General features: G+C 72.8%; 18 protein-coding genes and 1 tRNA gene. 12 read left to right on the top strand and 7 right to left on the bottom strand.

Translation table 11 applies throughout. From position 1 onward, the window contains the following. Positions 1–28 precede the first annotated feature (28 nt). Complete coding sequence (locus tag PO879_RS02315; RefSeq protein WP_278236331.1) at positions 29–1,036, top strand: phosphatase PAP2 family protein; 1,008 nt, start codon at positions 29–31, stop codon at positions 1,034–1,036. Between the two features lie 232 nt (positions 1,037–1,268). Continuing rightward, the gene (topA, locus tag PO879_RS02320) at positions 1,269–4,043 is read left to right on the top strand and encodes a type I DNA topoisomerase (protein WP_278236332.1); all 2,775 of its coding nucleotides are present in this window, start codon (positions 1,269–1,271) and stop codon (positions 4,041–4,043) included. 6 nt (positions 4,044–4,049) lie between these two features. Here the strand turns inward: topA and PO879_RS02325 are convergent, their stop codons facing one another. Next, a complete protein-coding gene (locus PO879_RS02325; protein WP_278236333.1) occupies positions 4,050–5,120 on the bottom strand; it encodes a hypothetical protein in 1,071 nt (356 codons plus the stop codon). 22 nt (positions 5,121–5,142) lie between these two features. Next, complete coding sequence (locus PO879_RS02330) at positions 5,143–5,361, bottom strand: hypothetical protein (RefSeq protein WP_278236334.1); 219 nt, start codon at positions 5,359–5,361, stop codon at positions 5,143–5,145. 81 nt (positions 5,362–5,442) lie between these two features. On the opposite strand from PO879_RS02330, the gene PO879_RS02335 reads away from it, so the two are divergent. Beyond that, positions 5,443–5,916, top strand: coding sequence for a MarR family transcriptional regulator (locus PO879_RS02335; RefSeq protein ID WP_278236335.1), 474 nt, complete (start codon positions 5,443–5,445; stop codon positions 5,914–5,916). After that, positions 5,913–6,986 (top strand): Gfo/Idh/MocA family oxidoreductase, encoded by a 1,074-nt coding sequence (locus tag PO879_RS02340; protein ID WP_278236336.1) that lies wholly within the window; start codon positions 5,913–5,915, stop codon positions 6,984–6,986. The genes PO879_RS02335 and PO879_RS02340 overlap by 4 nt, the downstream gene beginning before the upstream one ends. 44 nt (positions 6,987–7,030) lie before the next feature. Here the strand turns inward: PO879_RS02340 and PO879_RS02345 are convergent, their stop codons facing one another. Then, entirely contained in the window at positions 7,031–7,429 is a 399-nt protein-coding gene (locus PO879_RS02345; RefSeq protein WP_278236337.1) for a pyridoxamine 5'-phosphate oxidase family protein, read from the bottom strand. 126 nt (positions 7,430–7,555) lie between these two features. Here PO879_RS02345 and tmk point away from each other — a divergent pair, with 126 nt between their 5' ends. The 5 genes from tmk (at position 7,556) to PO879_RS02370 (ending at position 12,138) form a co-directional block, all read left to right on the top strand. After that, a complete protein-coding gene (gene tmk / locus PO879_RS02350; RefSeq protein ID WP_278236338.1) occupies positions 7,556–8,278 on the top strand; it encodes a dTMP kinase in 723 nt (240 codons plus the stop codon). Continuing rightward, positions 8,275–9,411, top strand: a complete 1,137-nt coding sequence (locus tag PO879_RS02355; protein ID WP_278236339.1) for a DNA polymerase III subunit delta' — start codon at positions 8,275–8,277, stop codon at positions 9,409–9,411. Before tmk ends, PO879_RS02355 begins: the two co-directional genes overlap by 4 nt. Before the next feature lie 121 nt (positions 9,412–9,532). Then, entirely contained in the window at positions 9,533–11,113 is a 1,581-nt protein-coding gene (locus PO879_RS02360; protein ID WP_347568611.1) for an alpha/beta hydrolase, read from the top strand. A 280-nt stretch (positions 11,114–11,393) separates the two neighbouring features. Beyond that, positions 11,394–11,466: transfer RNA gene (locus PO879_RS02365), tRNA-Thr, on the top strand. Between the two features lie 108 nt (positions 11,467–11,574). Then, positions 11,575–12,138 (top strand): DUF2199 domain-containing protein, encoded by a 564-nt coding sequence (locus tag PO879_RS02370; protein WP_278236340.1) that lies wholly within the window; start codon positions 11,575–11,577, stop codon positions 12,136–12,138. On the opposite strand, the gene PO879_RS02375 is transcribed toward PO879_RS02370, so the two are convergent. Further along, positions 12,107–12,949, bottom strand: a complete 843-nt coding sequence (locus PO879_RS02375) for a hypothetical protein (protein WP_278236341.1) — start codon at positions 12,947–12,949, stop codon at positions 12,107–12,109. The two genes, PO879_RS02370 and PO879_RS02375, sit on opposite strands and share 32 nt — an antisense overlap. A gap of 97 nt (positions 12,950–13,046) precedes the next feature. Between PO879_RS02375 and PO879_RS02380 the strand changes: the two genes are divergently transcribed. Continuing rightward, positions 13,047–13,751: a methyltransferase domain-containing protein gene (locus tag PO879_RS02380; RefSeq protein ID WP_278236342.1), complete on the top strand. Its 705-nt coding sequence runs from the start codon at positions 13,047–13,049 to the stop codon at positions 13,749–13,751. A 24-nt stretch (positions 13,752–13,775) separates the two neighbouring features. Here the strand turns inward: PO879_RS02380 and PO879_RS02385 are convergent, their stop codons facing one another. Then, positions 13,776–14,036, bottom strand: a complete 261-nt coding sequence (locus PO879_RS02385; RefSeq protein WP_278237435.1) for an ester cyclase — start codon at positions 14,034–14,036, stop codon at positions 13,776–13,778. 125 nt (positions 14,037–14,161) lie between these two features. Here PO879_RS02385 and PO879_RS02390 point away from each other — a divergent pair, with 125 nt between their 5' ends. Together PO879_RS02390 and PO879_RS02395 are read left to right on the top strand one after the other, a co-directional pair. Continuing rightward, a complete protein-coding gene (locus PO879_RS02390; RefSeq protein WP_278236343.1) occupies positions 14,162–14,830 on the top strand; it encodes a GAP family protein in 669 nt (222 codons plus the stop codon). A 35-nt stretch (positions 14,831–14,865) separates the two neighbouring features. Next, a complete protein-coding gene (locus PO879_RS02395; RefSeq protein WP_278236344.1) occupies positions 14,866–15,255 on the top strand; it encodes a DUF1622 domain-containing protein in 390 nt (129 codons plus the stop codon). A 33-nt stretch (positions 15,256–15,288) separates the two neighbouring features. On the opposite strand, the gene PO879_RS02400 is transcribed toward PO879_RS02395, so the two are convergent. Both PO879_RS02400 and PO879_RS02405 read right to left on the bottom strand, forming a co-directional pair. Continuing rightward, a complete protein-coding gene (locus PO879_RS02400) occupies positions 15,289–16,104 on the bottom strand; it encodes a DUF4239 domain-containing protein (RefSeq protein WP_278236345.1) in 816 nt (271 codons plus the stop codon). A gap of 81 nt (positions 16,105–16,185) precedes the next feature. Further along, positions 16,186–17,118, bottom strand: a complete 933-nt coding sequence (locus tag PO879_RS02405; protein ID WP_278236346.1) for a CPBP family intramembrane glutamic endopeptidase — start codon at positions 17,116–17,118, stop codon at positions 16,186–16,188. Positions 17,119–17,143: the final 25 nt, after the last annotated feature.

Below are 17,143 nucleotides of genomic sequence, written 5' to 3' on the forward strand. Positions count from 1 at the left end.
CTCACACGAACTGGTTACGCTGACCTGCATGAACGGCGACTCCCGGCACGCTCCGGTCGCGGTGCCCCCCGGCGGGGGCGGTGCGACCGCGCCGGCACCTGCCCCGGCCCCCTCGCCGGTCGCGCGGCTCGTCGCGCCGCCGCGCCCCGAGACCCGTCCGGGCGCTCAGGTCGCCGCGGCCGCCGTCGCGCTCGTCGCCGTCCTCGCGGTCTGGCTGACCTACCGGGTGTTCGTCACGACCCTGCCGGGCCAGCAGCTGGACGACCTGGCCCGCGACGGCGCGCTGTACGGGCAGGACAGCCTGTGGCGCGTCGCCGAACCCGTGCTCGACGTCGTCTCGGTGGCCTTCGTGGTCGCGGGGATCGGCGCGGCGATGCTCGTCGCCGTCGTCCGCCGCCGCTGGATCCTCGCGCTCCAGGTCGCCGTCCTGGTGGGCGGGGCCAACCTGACCACCCAGGTACTCAAGCACTCGGTGCTGACCCGCCCCGACCTGCTGCCGGGCTGGTACAGCGGCAACACGCTGCCCAGCGGGCACACCACGGTGGCGGCCTCCGTCTCCGTCGCGCTGCTGCTCGCCACGCCGCGCGCCTGGCGGCCGGTCGTGGCGCTGCTGGGCGCCTCGTACACCGCGGCCACCGGTGTCTCGACGCTCGTGGGGCAGTGGCACCGGCCGTCCGACGTCGTCGCCGCCCTGTTCGTCGTGCTCGCCTGGGGCGCCCTCGTGTGCGCCCTGACGCCGGCGTCCTCCCTCGACGTCGCACCGCGTCGACGTCGGCTGCCCTCCGGGGAGCCGGAGCCGCACGCCTTCTCGTCCCCCGGGTCCTCCGCCGTCGCAGGGCTGATGCTGCTCGGCGCCCTGGTGACCGGGATCCTCGCCTTCGCCGGGGGAGTCCGGCTCGTCGACGCCGCGAGCGTGCCGATCGGCGAGGACGTCACCGCCTACGCGGTCGGCGTGCTCGGGGTGCTGGCCGCGACCGCGGCGACGTTCGCGCTGCTGCTGCTCGTGCGGCAGGCCACGGCGCGTCCGCAGGACTGAGTCGACGAACCGGGCATCGAGCGTGCTGGGTTCTCCCTCGTCCCGCGACCTCGGGGAAGAAGCCGGCACGCTCGATGCGCAGCAGCGGTGGCGAGCGGCCTGTGGGCGGCCCCGCGCCGACGCCGGAGCATCTCGGTAGAGTTCCGCCGTCGTCGCCCGTGTCGTACCGTGACAGGACGCGACGCCCCTTCGGCGTCACCGGACGCCCCTCACCGTCGGAAAGCAGGAACGGATGCCTCAGGCCCGCAAGCTCGTGATCGTCGAGTCCCCGACCAAGGCTCGCAAGATCCAGGGCTACCTCGGCGACGACTACGTCGTGGAGGCGAGCGTCGGCCACATCCGGGACCTCCCGCAGCCCTCGGAGCTGCCCGCGGAGATGAAGAAGGGGCCGTACAAGAAGTTCGCGGTCGACGTCGACAACGGCTTCGACCCCTACTACGTGGTGCACGCCGACAAGAAGTCCAAGGTGCGCGAGCTCAAGGCCGAGCTGAAGAACGCCGACGAGCTCTTTCTCGCCACCGACGAGGACCGCGAGGGCGAGGCCATCGCGTGGCACCTCATCGAGGAGCTCAAGCCCAAGGTGCCGGTCCGCCGGATGGTCTTCCACGAGATCACCCGCGAGGCCATCACCCGCGCGCTGGAGAACACGCGGGACCTGGACCACGACCTGGTCGACGCCCAGGAGACCCGCCGCATCCTGGACCGCCTGTACGGCTACGAGGTCTCGCCGGTGCTGTGGCGCAAGGTCCGCCAGGGGCTGTCCGCCGGGCGTGTGCAGTCCGTGGCCACCCGGTTGGTGGTCGAGCGCGAGCGTGACCGCATGGCGTTCGTGACCGCGGACTACTGGGACGTGACGGGCTCCTTCGCCCCGGAGTCCGGGGACGACGCCGGTCAGCTCTTCCGCGCCCGCCTGACCGGCCTGGACGGCGACCGCGTGGCCGCGGGCCGCGACTTCGACGACCTGGGCCGCCTCAAGGTGCGCACCGGCGTCGCCCACCTCGACGAGGCCGGGGCGAACGCCGTCGTCGCCGGGCTCGACGGCGCCGCGTTCGCCGTCCGGTCCCTGGAGACCAAGCCGTACTCGCGCAAGCCGGCCGCACCGTTCACGACCTCGACGCTGCAGCAGGAGGCCTCGCGCAAGCTGCGCATGGCCTCCCGGCAGACGATGCGCACCGCGCAGGCGCTGTACGAGAACGGCTACATCACCTACATGCGGACCGACTCGCCCGCGCTGTCCGCCGAGGCGACCGACGCCGCCCGGCGGCAGGCCGCCGAGCTGTACGGGTCCGAGTACGTGCCCGGGGCGCCGCGGCTCTACGCCTCGAAGAACAAGGGCGCCCAGGAGGCGCACGAGGCGATCCGTCCCGCCGGCGACTCGTTCCGGACCCCGGCCCAGGTGGCCGGCGAGATCTCGGGCGACCAGTTCAAGCTCTACGAGCTCATCTGGAAGCGCACCGTGGCCTCGCAGATGGCCGACGCCAAGGGGTCGACGGCGTCCGTGCGGCTGGCCGCGACGCTCGGCTCCGGGGCGGGCGACCGCACCGGGTCGGACGCCGTGTTCTCGGCCTCCGGCACGGTCATCACGTTCCGCGGGTTCCTCGCCGCGTACGAGGAGTCCAAGGACGTCGAGACGCCCGAGGGCGGCGGTGCCGCGCCGTCCGGCCCGCAGGAGAACCGGCTGCCGCGCATGGCCGAGGGCGACGCGCTCGCGGGCACGGAGATCGCCGCCGACGGGCACTCCACGAGCCCGCCCGCGCGCTACACGGAGGCCTCGCTGGTCAAGGCGCTCGAGGAGCTCGGCATCGGGCGCCCCTCGACGTACGCCGCGACGATCTCGACGATCCAGGACCGCGGCTACGTGCGCACCAAGGGCCAGGCCATGGTGCCCACCTGGCTGGCGTTCGCCGTCGTGCGGCTGCTCGAGGAGCACTTCGCCCGGCTCATCGACTACGACTTCACCGCCGAGATGGAGGCCGACCTCGACCAGATCGCGGCCGGCGACCGCGAGCGCCTGGCCTGGCTGACCCGGTTCTACTTCGGCGAGGGCTCCGAGGACGGCCGGGGCGGCCTGCGCGACCTCGTCGAGAACCTCGGCGAGATCGACCCGGTGGCGATCAACTCGGTGCAGATCGGCGAGGGCATCCGGGTGCGCGTGGGCCGGTACGGCCCGTACCTGGAGGACCTGGAGGCGGAGCCGGGCAAGGACGGCAAGGCGCCGCGGGCCTCGGTGCCCGACGACGTCGCCCCGGACGAGCTGACGGTGGCCAGGGCGCGCGAGCTGCTCAAGGCGGGGGCCGACGACGGCCGCGTGCTCGGCGTCGACCCGGACTCGGGGAACGAGATCGTGGCGAAGAACGGCCGGTTCGGCCCCTTCGTCACCGAGAAGCTCGACCTGCCCGAGATCGACCCGAACCTGTCCCAGGCGGCCCAGAAGAAGGCGAAGGCCGCGCAGCCGAAGCCGCGCACGGGGTCGCTGCTGAAGTCGATGTCCCTGGACACGGTGACGCTCGAGGACGCGCTGAAGATCCTGTCGCTGCCGCGCGTGGTCGGGACGGACCCGGAGTCCGGCGAGGAGATCACCGCGCAGAACGGTCGGTACGGGCCCTACCTGAAGAAGGACAAGGACTCCCGCTCGATCGAGTCCGAGGAGCAGCTCTTCACGATCACCCTCGACGAGGCGCTGAAGATCTTCGCCCAGCCCAAGCGCCGCGGCCGGGCGGCGGCCGCGCCGCCGCTGAAGGAGCTCGGCGACGACCCGAACAGCGGCAAGCCCATCGTGGTCAAGGACGGCCGGTTCGGTCCGTACGTGACCGACGGCGAGACGAACCGGACGCTGCCGCGGGACGCGACCCCGGAGTCGATCACCGCCGAGCGGGCGATCGAGCTGCTGGCCGAGAAGCGGGCCCAGGGGCCGAAGAAGCGCAGCGCGTCGGCCAAGAAGTCGACGACCAAGAAGACGCCGGCGAAGAAGGCTCCCGCGAAGAAGTCGTCGACGGCGAAGAAGTAGCGGCGGTCAGCCGCCCGTGGCGCGCCGATAGCCGGCGCCGCCGCCGGAGCCGGTGCGTCGCCAGGCGGCGGTGACGGGGGCGCGATCGTCGCGGGGGATCGCGGCGTGCCACGCGTACGTCGTGGGCCAGGTGCGGAACACGGGCACCGCCGTGGTGACCAGGCGCATCAGCCAGGGCAGGCCGCGGGGCCGCCACCGCTGGGTGACCTCCAGGTCGATCTCGACGCGGCTGCCGGTCGCGGTGACGGACCAGGTGCCGCCGGTGAGGACGGCGTCGTCGACACCGACGCGCCACGCCCCGGTGGCGCGGGCACCATCGGCGAGGGCCTCCGGGTCCGGCAGCGGCGGGCGGAACTCCACCCGGGCGGTGTGCCCGTCCACGGTGCGGCGGACCGCCCGCAGATCGTCCGTGCCCGCAGCGTGGACGGCCTCGCCGGGACCTCCGGCGCTCGCGGGGTCGTCGCCGTCGCGGTTGAGCTCGAGCACCCACAGCCGCCCGGAGGTCTTGACGAGGTGCCGGCGGTGCAGGCGGCGGGCGGGCAGACGTCCGGTCGCGGCGTCGCGGCCGCCGATGCGGACCACGGGATCGCGGCCCGGGACCGCACGGAGCAGGTCGAACTCCGGCATCCACACGAGCATCAGCGAGGCGGGGCGGCGGACGTCGGCCCCGACCGGGGCGAGGAGCCGGGCCGGGTGCCGGGGTCCGGCCGCCCGGTCGTCGACGTCGATCTCGACGAGGCGGCCGTCGACGTCGGTGAACCGCACCTGGGCGACCGTGCCGGCCGCGTCGACCTCCAGCCGGGCCCGGTCGAAGTCGGTCTCGGTCCATGACCGGATCCCGCCGCCGATCGCGTACGTGCCGCGGTCCAGCCGCAGGCCGCGCTGGGGGTAGTAGTCGACCGCGCCGTCCTCGCGGCGCGTGAGGAACGCGAGCAGCCCCGTGCCGCGCTCGGGGTCGTCGAACCGCTGGAGCTCGAAGCCGTCGTACACGGGATGGTCGGCGAGCTCGGCGTTGAGCATCGCGGGGATCTGCCCGAGGCGCAGGGAGACCGGGAGGGCGGTGGCAGGTGTCCTCATGGCGGTGTCCCGGGGCGGGCGATCAGTCGGGGTGGCGCTCGACGACGTAGGCGTGGCCGTCCGGACCCGTGACCCGTTCGTAGGTGCTGCGCAGCCGTGCCTCGCGGGCCCGGTCCTCCGCGCTCGGCGGGACGGGCGGGGTGCGCCGGATCGACGCCGGGCCGAAGACCGGCAGGAACGACTCGGTGAACCGCATGCCCCAGGTGCGGTCGTCGTCGGGGCGGCGGCGGAACAGTCCCACGGCATCTCCCTGATCAGTGGTGCGCCAATGATTGGTGCACCAACCATATGCTGCCGAGCGGTCCCGGCCTACCCTGAGCGCATGGATCGACCGGACGACCCCCTGGCGCTCGAGGCGCAGGTCTGCTTCGCGCTGTCGGCGGCCTCGCGCGCGATGGTGGCGCTGTACCGCCCGGTGCTCGAGCCGCTCGGGCTGACCCACCCCCAGTACCTCGTGCTGCTCGGGCTCTGGGAGGACGACGGCGCCGGACGCACCACCACGGCGACCGGACTCGCCGACCGGCTCTACCTCGACCCGGGCACGCTCTCGCCGCTGCTCAAGCGGCTGGAGACCCAGGGTCTGCTCGCGCGGCGCCGGTCCGCGGCCGACGGTCGGGTCGTCGAGGTGCACCTGACCGAGGCCGGCCGGGCTCTCCGTGCCGAGGCGGTCGAGGTGCCGGGGCGGGTCGTCGCCGCCTCGGGGCTCGGACTCGACGAGCTCGAGCGGGTGCGGGCCGCCTCGGACGCGGTCATCGCCGCCGCGCACGGCGAGCGCGCCGATACGGTGGGGCCATGACCGACCTCAGCGCCGCCGTCGACCCGTCCGCCTACGCCACCCGCCTGACCGCCGACGACCTGCTCGGCACCGTCCCCGACCTGATGGACGCTCCGGCGATCCGTTGGGGCGTCCTCGGCGCCGGGAACATCGCCGGGTCCTTCTCCGACGGCGTCCGGGACCGGACGGCGTCCCGGGTGACCGCCGTCGGCTCCCGCTCCGTGGACAAGGCCCAGGCGTTCGCCGACGCGCACGCCCCCGGCGCGCGGGCGCACGGCTCGTACGAGGAGCTCGTGGCCGACGACGAGGTCGACGTCGTCTACGTCGCCACCCCGCACTCGCACCACCTGGAGCACGCGCGGCTCGCGATCGCCGCCGGCAAGCACGTGCTCGTGGAGAAGCCGCTGACCCGCTCCGTGGCCGAGTCGCGCGCGCTGCTGGACGCGGCCCGCGAGGCCGGGGTGTTCCTGCTGGAGGCGGTGTGGACCCGCTACCTGCCGCACGTCGCGGCGATCCGTGCGGCGATCGCCCGCGGCGAGATCGGCGAGGTGCGCACGGTGCTCGCCGACTTCGACGTCTACCGCGACTACGACCCCACGCACCGGCTGTTCGCCCCGGAGCTGGCGGGCGGCGCGCTGCTCGACCTCGGGATCTACCCGATCACCCTCGTCCACGACCTGCTGGGGGTGCCCGCCGAGACCGTGGCCCGCGGGACGCTCGCCGAGACCGGCGTCGACGACCACGTCAGCATGATCCTGTCCTACGACTCGGGGGCGCAGGCGGTGCTGCACACGTCCTCGACCGCCCGTGGGGCGGCCGGCGCCCGCATCATCGGCACCCGCGGCCGCATCGAGATCCCCGAGAGGTTCTTCACCCCGGCCGACTTCACCGTCGTGCGCGACGACGGGACGAGCTGGTCGTTCACGTCCCCGGTCGGCGAGGGCAAGGCCTACGAGGCGGCCGAGGTGGCTCGCTGCCTCGCGGAGGGGCGGACCGAGAGCGCCCGGATGCCGTGGGGCCACACGCTCGAGGTGATGGGCATCCTCGACGACGTGCGGGCGCAGCTCGGGGTCACGTACCCGGGGGAGTGACCCGTACCCCTCCGGGGCGCCGTCGGCGCTCCGGAGGGCTGTCGTCAGCGGGTCAGCCGGCGGCCGCTGATCTCGGTCGGCGTGATCCGCACCCACACGTTCTTGCCGTCGTCCAGGTAGGGCACCAGCTCGGTCGCCTCGGCGGCGGCGATGTCCTCGTCCGTCTCCAGCACCTCCGCGGTGCCCTTGAGCACGACGCTGGAGGCCGTGTCGAACCGCCACTCGTCGGCCTCGAAGGCCACGCGGTTGTTGACCGTCACCTCGACGAGCTTGCTGCCCGGTCGGGTGAGGAAGTAGATGCGCCCGTCCGCGACGGCGTGGGAGACCGGGAAGATCTCCGGCTCACCGGCGACGGCCGTCGCCAGGCGGCCGATCGGCTGGTCGGCGAGCACGGCCCAGCACTCGTCGTCCGTGAGCGTCGTGGTCGTTCCGTCGTCGGTCATCGTCGTCCCCTTCAGTCGTCGTGTCCCTATCGTCCCGCTCCCCGAGGGGTCCTGCGTCACGAGACCCCCGGATGCGACAAATACCACAGCACGAGGGCTGTGGGAGGGCCCGGTTAGGGTGTGGGCGTGAGCAGCGCACCCGGGTACTTCGTGTCGTTCGAGGGCGGCGACGGCGCCGGCAAGTCGACGCAGGCCCGCCTGCTCGCCGAGTGGCTCGGCGCGGTCACGGGCCGCGAGGTCGTCCTGACGCGCGAACCCGGCGGCACCCCCCTGGGGGCGGAGCTGCGACGGGCCGTCCTGCACGGCGACGACGTCGACCCGCGCACCGAGGCGCTGCTCTACGCCACCGACCGGGCGCACCACGTGGCCACCGTGGTCCGGCCCGCCCTGGAGCGCGGCGCCGTCGTGGTGACCGACCGGTACCTCGACTCCTCGGTCGCCTACCAGTCCGGCGGCCGCGAGCTCTCCCAGGACGAGGTCGAGAACCTCTCGCTGTGGGCCACCGACGGGCTGCTGCCCGCCGTGACCGTGCTGCTCGACGTCGACCCCGCCACGGCCGCGGCCCGTCGCGCGGGACGCCCGGACCGCCTCGAGCGCGCCGGCCTCGACTTCCACCGGCGCACCCGGGACGCGTTCCTGCGCCGCGCCGTCGCCGACCCGGACCGCTGGCTCGTCATCGACGCCACCGGCACCGTCGACGACATCCAGGCGCAGATCCGGGTCGACGTCGCCTCCCGCCTCGACCTGACGCCCGTGGTCGAGGAGGCCGTGCGCCTGGCGGACCCCGAGGTGTCCGCGGTGCGGGCCCCCGCCGACCCGTCCGGCGCGGACCCGGAGGACGTCTCGTGACCGTGTGGGACGACGTCGTCGGCCAGCCGGAGGCCGTGGGCGTGCTGCGGCGCGCCGCGACCGACCCGGCCGCGATGACCCACGCCTGGTTGCTGACGGGCCCGCCCGGCTCGGGGCGGTCCGTCGCCGCGCGGGCGTTCGCCGCGGCGCTGCAGTGCCCCGAGGGCGGCTGCGGGCACTGCCGCGAGTGCACCACCACGCTCGCCGGGACGCACCCGGACCTGACGGTCGTGGCCACGGACAAGGTCGTGATCGCCATCGACGAGGTGCGCGACCTCATCACCACCGCCGCGCGCACGCCCTCGGTGGGGCGGTACCGCGTCATCGTCGTCGAGGACGCCGACCGGATGGTGGAGCGCACCACCAACGTGCTGCTGAAGTCGATCGAGGAGCCGCCGGCGCACACCGTGTGGGTGCTGTGCGCGCCGAGCAGCCAGGACGTCCTGCCGACGATCCGCTCGCGGTGCCGCGGCGTCGTGCTGCGGGTCCCGCCGGCCCGCGACGTCGCCGAGCTGCTGGTGCGGCGCGACGGCACCGACCCCGCCGTCGCGCTGCAGGCGGCCCAGGCCGCGCAGTCCCACGTCGGGATGGCCCGCCGCCTGGCCCGCGACCCCGAGGCACGGCGCCGTCGGGCGGACGTGCTCGAGATCGCCCGCCGGATCCGCGGGGTCCCCGACGCGGTGCTGGCCGCCGCCGACCTCGTCGAGGTCGCCAAGGCCGAGGCGACCGCCGCGACGACCGAGCGGGACGCCGCCGAGCGGGCCGAGCTGCTGCGGGCCCTCGGCGTCGCCGAGGGTGAGACCGTCCCGCCGAAGCTGCGGTCCCAGGTCAAGCAGCTCGAGGACGACCAGAAGCGCCGGGCGACCCGCAGCCAGCGTGACGTCCTGGACCGGGCGATGGTCGACCTGCTGTCGCTGTACCGGGACGTGCTGGTCGTGCAGCTCGGCGCGGACGTCGACCTCGTCAACGCCGAGCAGGCCGCCACCGTGCGCGGGCTGGCCCGCGACTCGACACCGGAGCAGACGGTGCGCCGCATGGACGCGATCGGCCAGGCGCGCGAGCGGCTGGCGGGCAACGTGGCGCCCCTGCTCGCCGTCGAGGCGATGACGGTCGCGCTGCGTCCGCAGGGCTGACGGCCGTCTTCCGCGCGTCGGACTCCGACGCGCGGGTCTCGGACGCGCGGGGAGAATCACGGCAGGAGAAGGTTCGGTGAAGGTGCCCGTCACGGCCGGTTCCGGCCGGTAGGTTGGGCGGGTGAAATTCCCCGCACGCCGCACGCCCCCGCAGACCGACCTCCCGGCCTCCCGACGGATCGCCGCGCTGGCCGGGACCGTGGTCGCCGCGCTGGCTCTCGCCGGGTGCACGGCGGAGACGCCCGGCAAGACCGCGACGCCCGTGGACGAGGCGACGACGGCGGCGCCGATGACGCCGTCGGCGGCCGGTGCCCCCGAGGGGTTCGAGGACTTCTACGCCCAGGACCTGGAGTGGACGGACTGCCGCGGCGGCTACGAGTGCGCGACCGCGACGGCCCCGCTGTCCTGGGACGACGCGGAGGCGGGCAGCATCGAGCTCGCGCTGGTGCGGACGCGCGCCACCGGGGAGAAGGTCGGCTCGCTGCTGGTCAACCCCGGCGGACCCGGCGGTTCGGGGGCGGACTTCGTCGAGAACGGGTCCTTCGGCGAGCCGCTGCGCGAGTCTTTCGACATCGTCGGCTTCGACCCGCGCGGGGTGCAGGACTCGACCGCCGTCGAGTGCTACGACGACGAGGCCAAGGACGAGTACCTCAGCGAAGACTTCGACCTGTCCACCGACGACGGTCTCGAGGCCGCGCGCGCGTCGACCGCGGCCTGGGCGGAGGCGTGCGCGGCGAACACCGGTGAGCTGCTCGGCGAGGTCGACACCCAGAGCGCGGCGAGGGACATGGACCTGCTGCGCGCCGTGCTCGGCGACGAGCAGCTGCACTACCTCGGTTTCTCCTACGGCACGAGCCTGGGGGCGACATACGCGAGCCTCTTCCCCGAGCGTGCGGGCCGGCTGGTGCTCGACGGCGCGATCGACCCGACGCTGGACGCGGACGAGATCTCGGCCGGCCAGGCCGTCGGGTTCGAGAACGCGCTGCGCGCCTACGTCACCGACTGCCAGGCCGGGGCCGACTGCCCGTTGACCGGGTCCGTCGACGCCGGCATGCAGCAGGTCCGCGACGTCCTGGACCGCGCCTACGACCGTCCCTACCCGACCAGCGGCGACCGGGACGTCACCCAGACGCTGGCCTTCTACGGGGTCGCGGTGACGCTGTACGCCGAGCAGAGCTGGCCGGTGCTCACCCAGGCGCTCGACGAGGCCATCAACGTCGGCACCGGGGACACGCTGCTGTACCTGGCGGACTTCTACAACGACCGCAACGCCGACGGCTCGTTCGCGACCAACTCCACCGAGGCGTTCACGGCGATCAACTGCCTGGACAGCGCCGGCGCCACGGACCTCGAGACGATGCGGGCCGAGGCCGCCGAGATCGAGGAGGCGGCGCCCACGATGGGGTCGTTCTTCGGCTACGGCGGGCTGTCCTGCGCCGACTGGCCCTACCCGCCGGCCGAGCAGGAGTACGACGTCGCGGCGTCCGGGGCCGACCCGATCGTCGTCATCGGCACCACCAACGACCCGGCCACGCCGTACGTCTGGTCCGAGGGCATGGCCGACGCGCTCGACTCCGGGGTCCTGGTGACCTACGAGGGGGAGGGACACACCGCCTACGGCCGGTCGAACGACTGCATCGCCGACGCCGTGGAGAACTACCTCGTCGAGGGCACGGTGCCCGAGGACGGCCTCACCTGCTGACCCCTCCGCCGAGGTAGGCAGCTCGTTGCCGCGGTAGGCCGGGTCGGGCCGAAGTAGGCGTTTCTCCGGCGAGGTAGGCAACCTTTCGCCCAGGTAGGCAACCTTCGGCCCAGGTAGGCAACCTTCGGCCGAGGTAGGCGATCGGCGCGCTCGGCGACGTGGCCCGGGCTGTGACGGATCCGACGACGGCGGCGCTCGGATCGCTTTGGAGTCCGGCCTCGGCGTCGGGTAGTGTTGCCTCGCCCGCTGATCGGGATCCGTTCCCTGTCGCGCGTGGCACGCCGCCTTAGCTCAGTCGGTAGAGCGATTCACTCGTAATGAATAGGTCGTCGGTTCGATTCCGACAGGCGGCTCCGACAGGCCCCTCACCAGTGGAAACGCTGGTGAGGGGCCTTCTTCGTTCGGGCCGAGGACTGTCTCGGCCCTGCCCGGAGCGGAGCCCATCTGCCACGATGCGCATCATGATCCGGTGCGCCACCTGCGGTCGACCCGCCGAGACGCACGATCGACACGTCCGCTTCCGGCTGCCGGAGCCCGTGCTGCGCACCGAGCGTCAGCACCAGGCCGAGGGTGTCTGGACGACGGATCCGGACCCGACGCAGGCGGTCATGATGCAGGTCCCCGATGTCGGGCCGTTCGTCCGCGCGCTGCCGCCGATCCGCCTCGACGGTGGCCACACCTTCACCTACGGCGTCTGGGTGGGAGTGCACCCCGACGACCTCCAGACCGCGTTCCGGACCTGGTGGGCCCCCGAGTACGTCGACCTCCGGCTCAGCGGTTACCTGGCCAACATCATCGAACCGTGGGACGTGCTCGCCGCGCCCGTCGACCTCGTGATGCGCCACCCGGACCACACCCCCTACTGCGTCGCCAGCGACAGCGAAGAACTGCACGACATCCTGACCCGCGAGTGGGACCACGGCCTGGTCCTGTCGGCAGTTTGCCAGTCATCACGGTGTGGCGGACCTGGTTCAGAGAATCGGTCGCGGCCCGTCAGGAGGGTTCGAGGGTCGGATCCTCCTTGAACGCGGCCACCATCGCGGAGAACTTCTCCACGTGTCTGCGTATCCGTGCGGCGTCGAGCTCGGAGTTGAGGCCGGGCTTGCGCCTGCCGGTGAGCAGAACGTCGATGGTCTTGCCGTCCCGGCCCATGGGTTCGTCAAGGTGCCGGAGCGGGGCCAGCGCGCGCGATTCCAGGGCGGCAGGGAGCCGCGATCGCAGCCAAGCGAACTGCTCGGTTGTGAAGAGGTTGGCGGGAACACAGAGCTTATCCAGGCCGATGAGAGATCCGAGAGGCTGGACTCGGTCGTCGTCGACGCGCTTCGGTTGCAGGGTCAGGCTCCGCAGACTCGTGAGGTCGGCCAGAGGCTCCAGTGTCGCGAAGGTCGACTCGGGAAAGATGGCGTCACCGAGGTGAAGTTCCCTGAGAGCTCGTCCGCCGCGAAGATCGTCCAGGTGGTGGAGTCTCCTGAAGTCCTCGAGACGTAGCGCTCGCAGGTGCGGTGTGCGTGCCAGATTCCAGAGGCGGGTCGTGCGTTGGTTCCAGAAGAACGAGACGACGCGAAGGTCGGGTAGGTCCTCCAGCGGTGTCAGGTCCTCCAGCCCCGGGCACTTCCAGAACTCGATCGCGGTGAACCGGTGACCATGGTCCGTGACGAGGCGCTCGAGATCGCGTTGTCCGAGACCACTGACGCGAAGTGTGTCGGCCTCTGGGTTCTGATCGATCACCGAGAACTGCTTCGCGTCGCACTTCCCGCCGTTGATCTCCGGCTGGACGAGATCGACGAGCTGTGCTGGACGGATCTCGCTGGCATACCGGAGCTTCTGGAGGTCCATCGGGCCAGCATGCCCCATTCCTGAGAGCGAGTTCGTCCGACGACGGCACGCTACGGTGGCGTCTTCGCTGGTCGTCGAGTCGCCGACGGAGGCACCCATGCAGGCTGACCACTACGACCGGTTCGCGCGGGAGTACCAGGAGGCGAACGCCTCGGGCCTGTTCAACACCTACTACGAGCGTCCCGCGATGCTCCGGCTGGCCGGCGACGTCCGCGGCCGGCGGATCCTCGACGCCGGCTGCGGGACCGGCCCGCTGACGGCCGAGCTCTGTGATCGGGGTGCCGACGTGACCGGGCTCGACGGCAGCCCGGCGATGATCGAGCTCGCGCGCGAGCACCTGGGCGAGGGCGTGCCGCTGCACGTCGCCGACCTCGCCGAGCCGCTGCCGTTCGCGGACGGCACCTTCGACGACGTCGTCGCCTCGCTCGTGCTGCACTACCTCGAGGACTGGTCCGGCCCGCTGGCCGAGATCCGGCGGGTGCTGAGGCCCGGGGGCCGTCTCCTCCTCTCGGTCAACCACCCCGTCCACCAGGTGGTCGACCGCCCGGAGGCGGACCACTTCGCGGTCTGGCCGTACACGGAGGCCTTCGACTTCGACGGCGAGACGGCGTGGCTGACGTTCTGGCACCGGTCCCTGCGGGCGATGTCCGAGGAGTTCGCCACCGCCGGGTTCAGCATCTCCACCATCGACGAGCCCGAACCGTCGCCCGACACCCCGCGGGAGCTCCTGCCCCCGCGCGTCCGCACCGGGGAGCGGTCGACGTTCTTCGGCTTCCTGTTCTTCGTCCTCGAGGCCCGGTGAACCCGGCCGTCCGCGGCCCGGCCCTCAGCCCTGAAGCTGGGCGGTCATCGCCGGACGGTCGAGCATCTCCCACACGTCGGTGATGCGCTCCTCGGTGAACCGGAAGAAGAACATGTGCTCCACCGCGATCGTGCGACCGGTCGGGGCGAGGCCCTGCCAGGGAGCCCGATGGGTGCCGTGGAGCGTCGCGTGGACCGCCGCGACGTCGTCCGGCTCCGACCCTCGACGTGCAGGTCGAACGTCCCGAGCGCCGGGACGAGCACGTCGAACCGCTGCTCGTTCCAGCCCCGGTCGAAGACGGCCCGCACGACCTCTGCCCGGTCCACCCGAGCCACGCTAGCAACGCCCTCGGGCCGGTGGCGTGCGAACGACGGCGGAGCGTGTCTAGCGTGAATCGGGAGGTGGGCGGCATGGGTGAGGCGGTCGGCGTCACGCTCGGCTACGCGGTCGGCATCGCGATCAGCCCGATCCCGATCGCCGCGGTGATCCTGATGCTCTTCAGCGGACGCGCCCGCGTCAACAGCATCGTGTTCCTGCTCGCCTGGATCACCGGGGTCGCGGGCGTGGTCACGATCGTGGTGCTCCTGCCCGGACTCGGGACCGGCGGTACCGGCCCGGGCACTGCGGTGGGATGGACCAAGCTCGTGCTGGGCGGCCTCCTGCTGGTGCTGGCCGGTCGGCAGTGGTCCAGGCGCCCAGGTCCCGACGACGAGCCGCCCGTCCCCGGGTGGATGTCCCGGATCGACGAGCTCCGTCCCGTCGCCGCGCTCGGCCTGGGACTCGCGCTGTCGGCGGTGAACCCCAAGAACCTGCTCCTCGCCGCGGCCGCGGGTGCCTCGCTGGCCGCGCTGCCGCTGTCGACCGGCGAGACGGTCGTCGCCGTCGTCGTCGTCACGGCCCTCGCCACGCTCACCGTGACGCTCCCGGTGCTCGGCTACCTGGTCGCCGGACGCCGGCTCGCCCCCGTGCTGGACCGCACCAAGACCTGGTTGATCGCGAACAACGCCACGGTGATGGCGGTGGTCCTGCTCGTCCTCGGGGTCAGCCTGCTCGGGGACGCGCTGCAGATCCTGACCTGATCGGCGAGACGACCGGACGGCACGGGGAGGCCCGGATGGACGACGTGGAGGCGGTACCGGCGATCGGCGACTGGAGCATCGCCGAGAGCATCTCCGTGTGGATCGAGGTCGTGGCGATCGTCGTCATCACGGTCGCCGTCGTGGCGGCGTTCGTCACCGGCGCCAGGGTGCTGCGCACCGCCGGGGTGCGTGACGCCGTCGAGCAGGTCAAGCAGTCGGTGGGACGGGGCCTGCTGCTCGGCCTGGACCTGCTGATCGCCGCCGACGTGATCCGGACCGTCACGCTCGAGCCGACGCTGCAGAACGTCGCGGCCCTGGGGCTGCTCGTCGTCGTGCGGACGTTCCTGTCCTGGTCGCTGATGGTCGAGCTGCACGGCCGGTGGCCGTGGCAGGGGGCCGCTGGGCGACGGCCCGTGGAGGACTGAGGCCGATCCGACCCGGTTCGCACGACGCCCTGCTCAGGAGCCGCCCCCGGCCGGGCACGGCAGGTCGGCGAGCTCCGGCGCCGACTGCGTCATCGAGACCACGGTCTCGTCGATCAGCGTCGGTGAGACCCGGCCCGGTCCGGAGGCGAAGGGGTTGTTCAGCGCCATCACCAGGAGGACCAGCACGGCCGTGAACGTCGTCGAGAGTCCGACGAGCACGGCCTGCGTGCGCGGAGCGCTCGGCAGCGTCACCACGAAGAGCAGCACGACGACGAGCAGCCCACCGCCCAGGACCAGGCCCCACAGCAGGACCGGGAGGCTGGTCGCCGCCGTGACGATGCGGGTCTCCCGCGCCGTCGAGATCGACCCGATCTGCACGACGGTGTTCGTCGCGGCGGCCGAGTAGAAGGTTCCCTCCAGTGCCGGCGCGTCCTGCCCCAGCGACGCCACGAGATCCGCGTAGGCGGCGTCGACCTCCGGGGCCGCCGTCCCCTCGCGCATCGCCGGCCAGTCGTCGGCCGAGGCGGCCTCCGCGTAGCAGATGAGGGCGTGCCGCACGTCCGTGCCGGCGTCGTCGAACAGCCCGGCCTCCTCGAACGCCGTCCCGATCGAGGTGGCTTCGTCGCCGACCGCTCCGCGGGCGTCGGCGAAAGCACCGAACAGGTAGAGGATGGAGAAGCCGATGACGATCCCGTAGGCCGTGGCCACGTAGGAGAGCGTGGCGCTCCACGGAGCCGGGTCGACCGTCCCGAGGCGCTGTGCCGAGCGACGGACCAGCAGCGTGACCCCGGCCGCGACGAGTCCGACGGCGACCACGATCAGGGCGGTGACGCCCGGGCTCCACGACATCTCCTCGCCCCCGCTCCGTGCGCCCGGGCCTTGCGAGCCGGGGCCGCCACGGCCATGCCGGTCGGCACGGCCCTCCAGTCGTCAGAGTTCCATGCGTCCGAGCGGCTCGCGATCGCTCGCGGCGGCGGAGGGCCGCGGCCGGAACTGTCCCGTCGCCGCCAGGACGGCGACGAGCACCAGGGGGACGATCCAGCCGCTCCACCCCAGGATGGTGGCCTGCGTGGTGTCCACCGACGTCCCGGCCGCGCCGAACAGCACGTGCATCCCGGCGGCCGCGTTGAGGGAACCGTGCGCCAGCGCGGGCGCCCAGACGTTGCCGCTGCGGATCCGCAGCCAGGAGAAGACCGCGCCGGTCACGGTGCAGAAGCCGACCATGGTCGCGAGCGCCACCAGCGGTGACGCGTCGGGGTAGTTGTAGCCGAGCAGGACCAGCGGCGCGTGCCAGACACCCCAGATCACGCCCGAGAGCAGGACGGCGACGAGGACGCCGTACCGGTCGGTCAGACGGGGCAGCAGCCAGCCGCGCCAGCCGATCTCCTCGCCCAGGGCCGGCACGAGGTTGATCACCGAGCCGACGACGATGTTGGCGAGCTGGGCGACCACGAGGACCTCGATCGGGAACTCGAGCTCCTCGGTCACCCCGAGGGCGGCGAACTGCGCGTCGATGGTCTCCTGCAGGCCGGAGAAACCGGTGAGGTCGGTGGTGTAGAGGCCGGACGCGGCCGCGACGACCAGCGCCGCCGCCACGAGGAGCAGCGGGACGAGGAAGGCCAGACCCATCCAGGCGAAGAACCGGCCCCAGGGACGGACCGGGACGAGGCCGAGCGACCGGGCCAGGGGCCGTCGCTCGACGAACCGGACGACGACGAACGCCGCCAGCGCCGGGGTGCACATCATCGCCAGGGCCACCAGGGTGAACCGCGGCGTCTCGAGGCCGTCGCCGAGCCACAGCGGCAGGGCGACGAGCCAGGACAGCCCGAGGCTGATCGCGAGGTACACCCAGAGCGCACGCATGGAGCCAGGGTAGTGGGCGCGGGTA

The sequence above is a fragment of the Isoptericola sp. AK164 genome, from assembly GCF_029643425.1.
Taxonomy (GTDB): domain Bacteria; phylum Actinomycetota; class Actinomycetes; order Actinomycetales; family Cellulomonadaceae; genus Isoptericola; species Isoptericola haloaureus.

Coding starts and splice junctions, on each gene's coding strand:
- PO879_RS02370 (WP_278236340.1), top strand. CDS start 11,575: ATGATCCGGTGCGCCACCTGCGGTCGACCCGCCGAGACGCACGATCGA.
- PO879_RS02375 (WP_278236341.1), bottom strand. CDS start 12,949: ATGGACCTCCAGAAGCTCCGGTATGCCAGCGAGATCCGTCCAGCACAG.
- PO879_RS02335 (WP_278236335.1), top strand. CDS start 5,443: ATGGATCGACCGGACGACCCCCTGGCGCTCGAGGCGCAGGTCTGCTTC.
- PO879_RS02380 (WP_278236342.1), top strand. CDS start 13,047: ATGCAGGCTGACCACTACGACCGGTTCGCGCGGGAGTACCAGGAGGCG.
- topA (WP_278236332.1), top strand. CDS start 1,269: ATGCCTCAGGCCCGCAAGCTCGTGATCGTCGAGTCCCCGACCAAGGCT.
- PO879_RS02345 (WP_278236337.1), bottom strand. CDS start 7,429: ATGACCGACGACGGAACGACCACGACGCTCACGGACGACGAGTGCTGG.
- PO879_RS02400 (WP_278236345.1), bottom strand. CDS start 16,104: ATGTCGTGGAGCCCGGGCGTCACCGCCCTGATCGTGGTCGCCGTCGGA.
- PO879_RS02340 (WP_278236336.1), top strand. CDS start 5,913: ATGACCGACCTCAGCGCCGCCGTCGACCCGTCCGCCTACGCCACCCGC.
- PO879_RS02395 (WP_278236344.1), top strand. CDS start 14,866: ATGGACGACGTGGAGGCGGTACCGGCGATCGGCGACTGGAGCATCGCC.
- PO879_RS02315 (WP_278236331.1), top strand. CDS start 29: ATGAACGGCGACTCCCGGCACGCTCCGGTCGCGGTGCCCCCCGGCGGG.
- PO879_RS02325 (WP_278236333.1), bottom strand. CDS start 5,120: ATGAGGACACCTGCCACCGCCCTCCCGGTCTCCCTGCGCCTCGGGCAG.
- PO879_RS02405 (WP_278236346.1), bottom strand. CDS start 17,118: ATGCGTGCGCTCTGGGTGTACCTCGCGATCAGCCTCGGGCTGTCCTGG.
- PO879_RS02390 (WP_278236343.1), top strand. CDS start 14,162: ATGGGTGAGGCGGTCGGCGTCACGCTCGGCTACGCGGTCGGCATCGCG.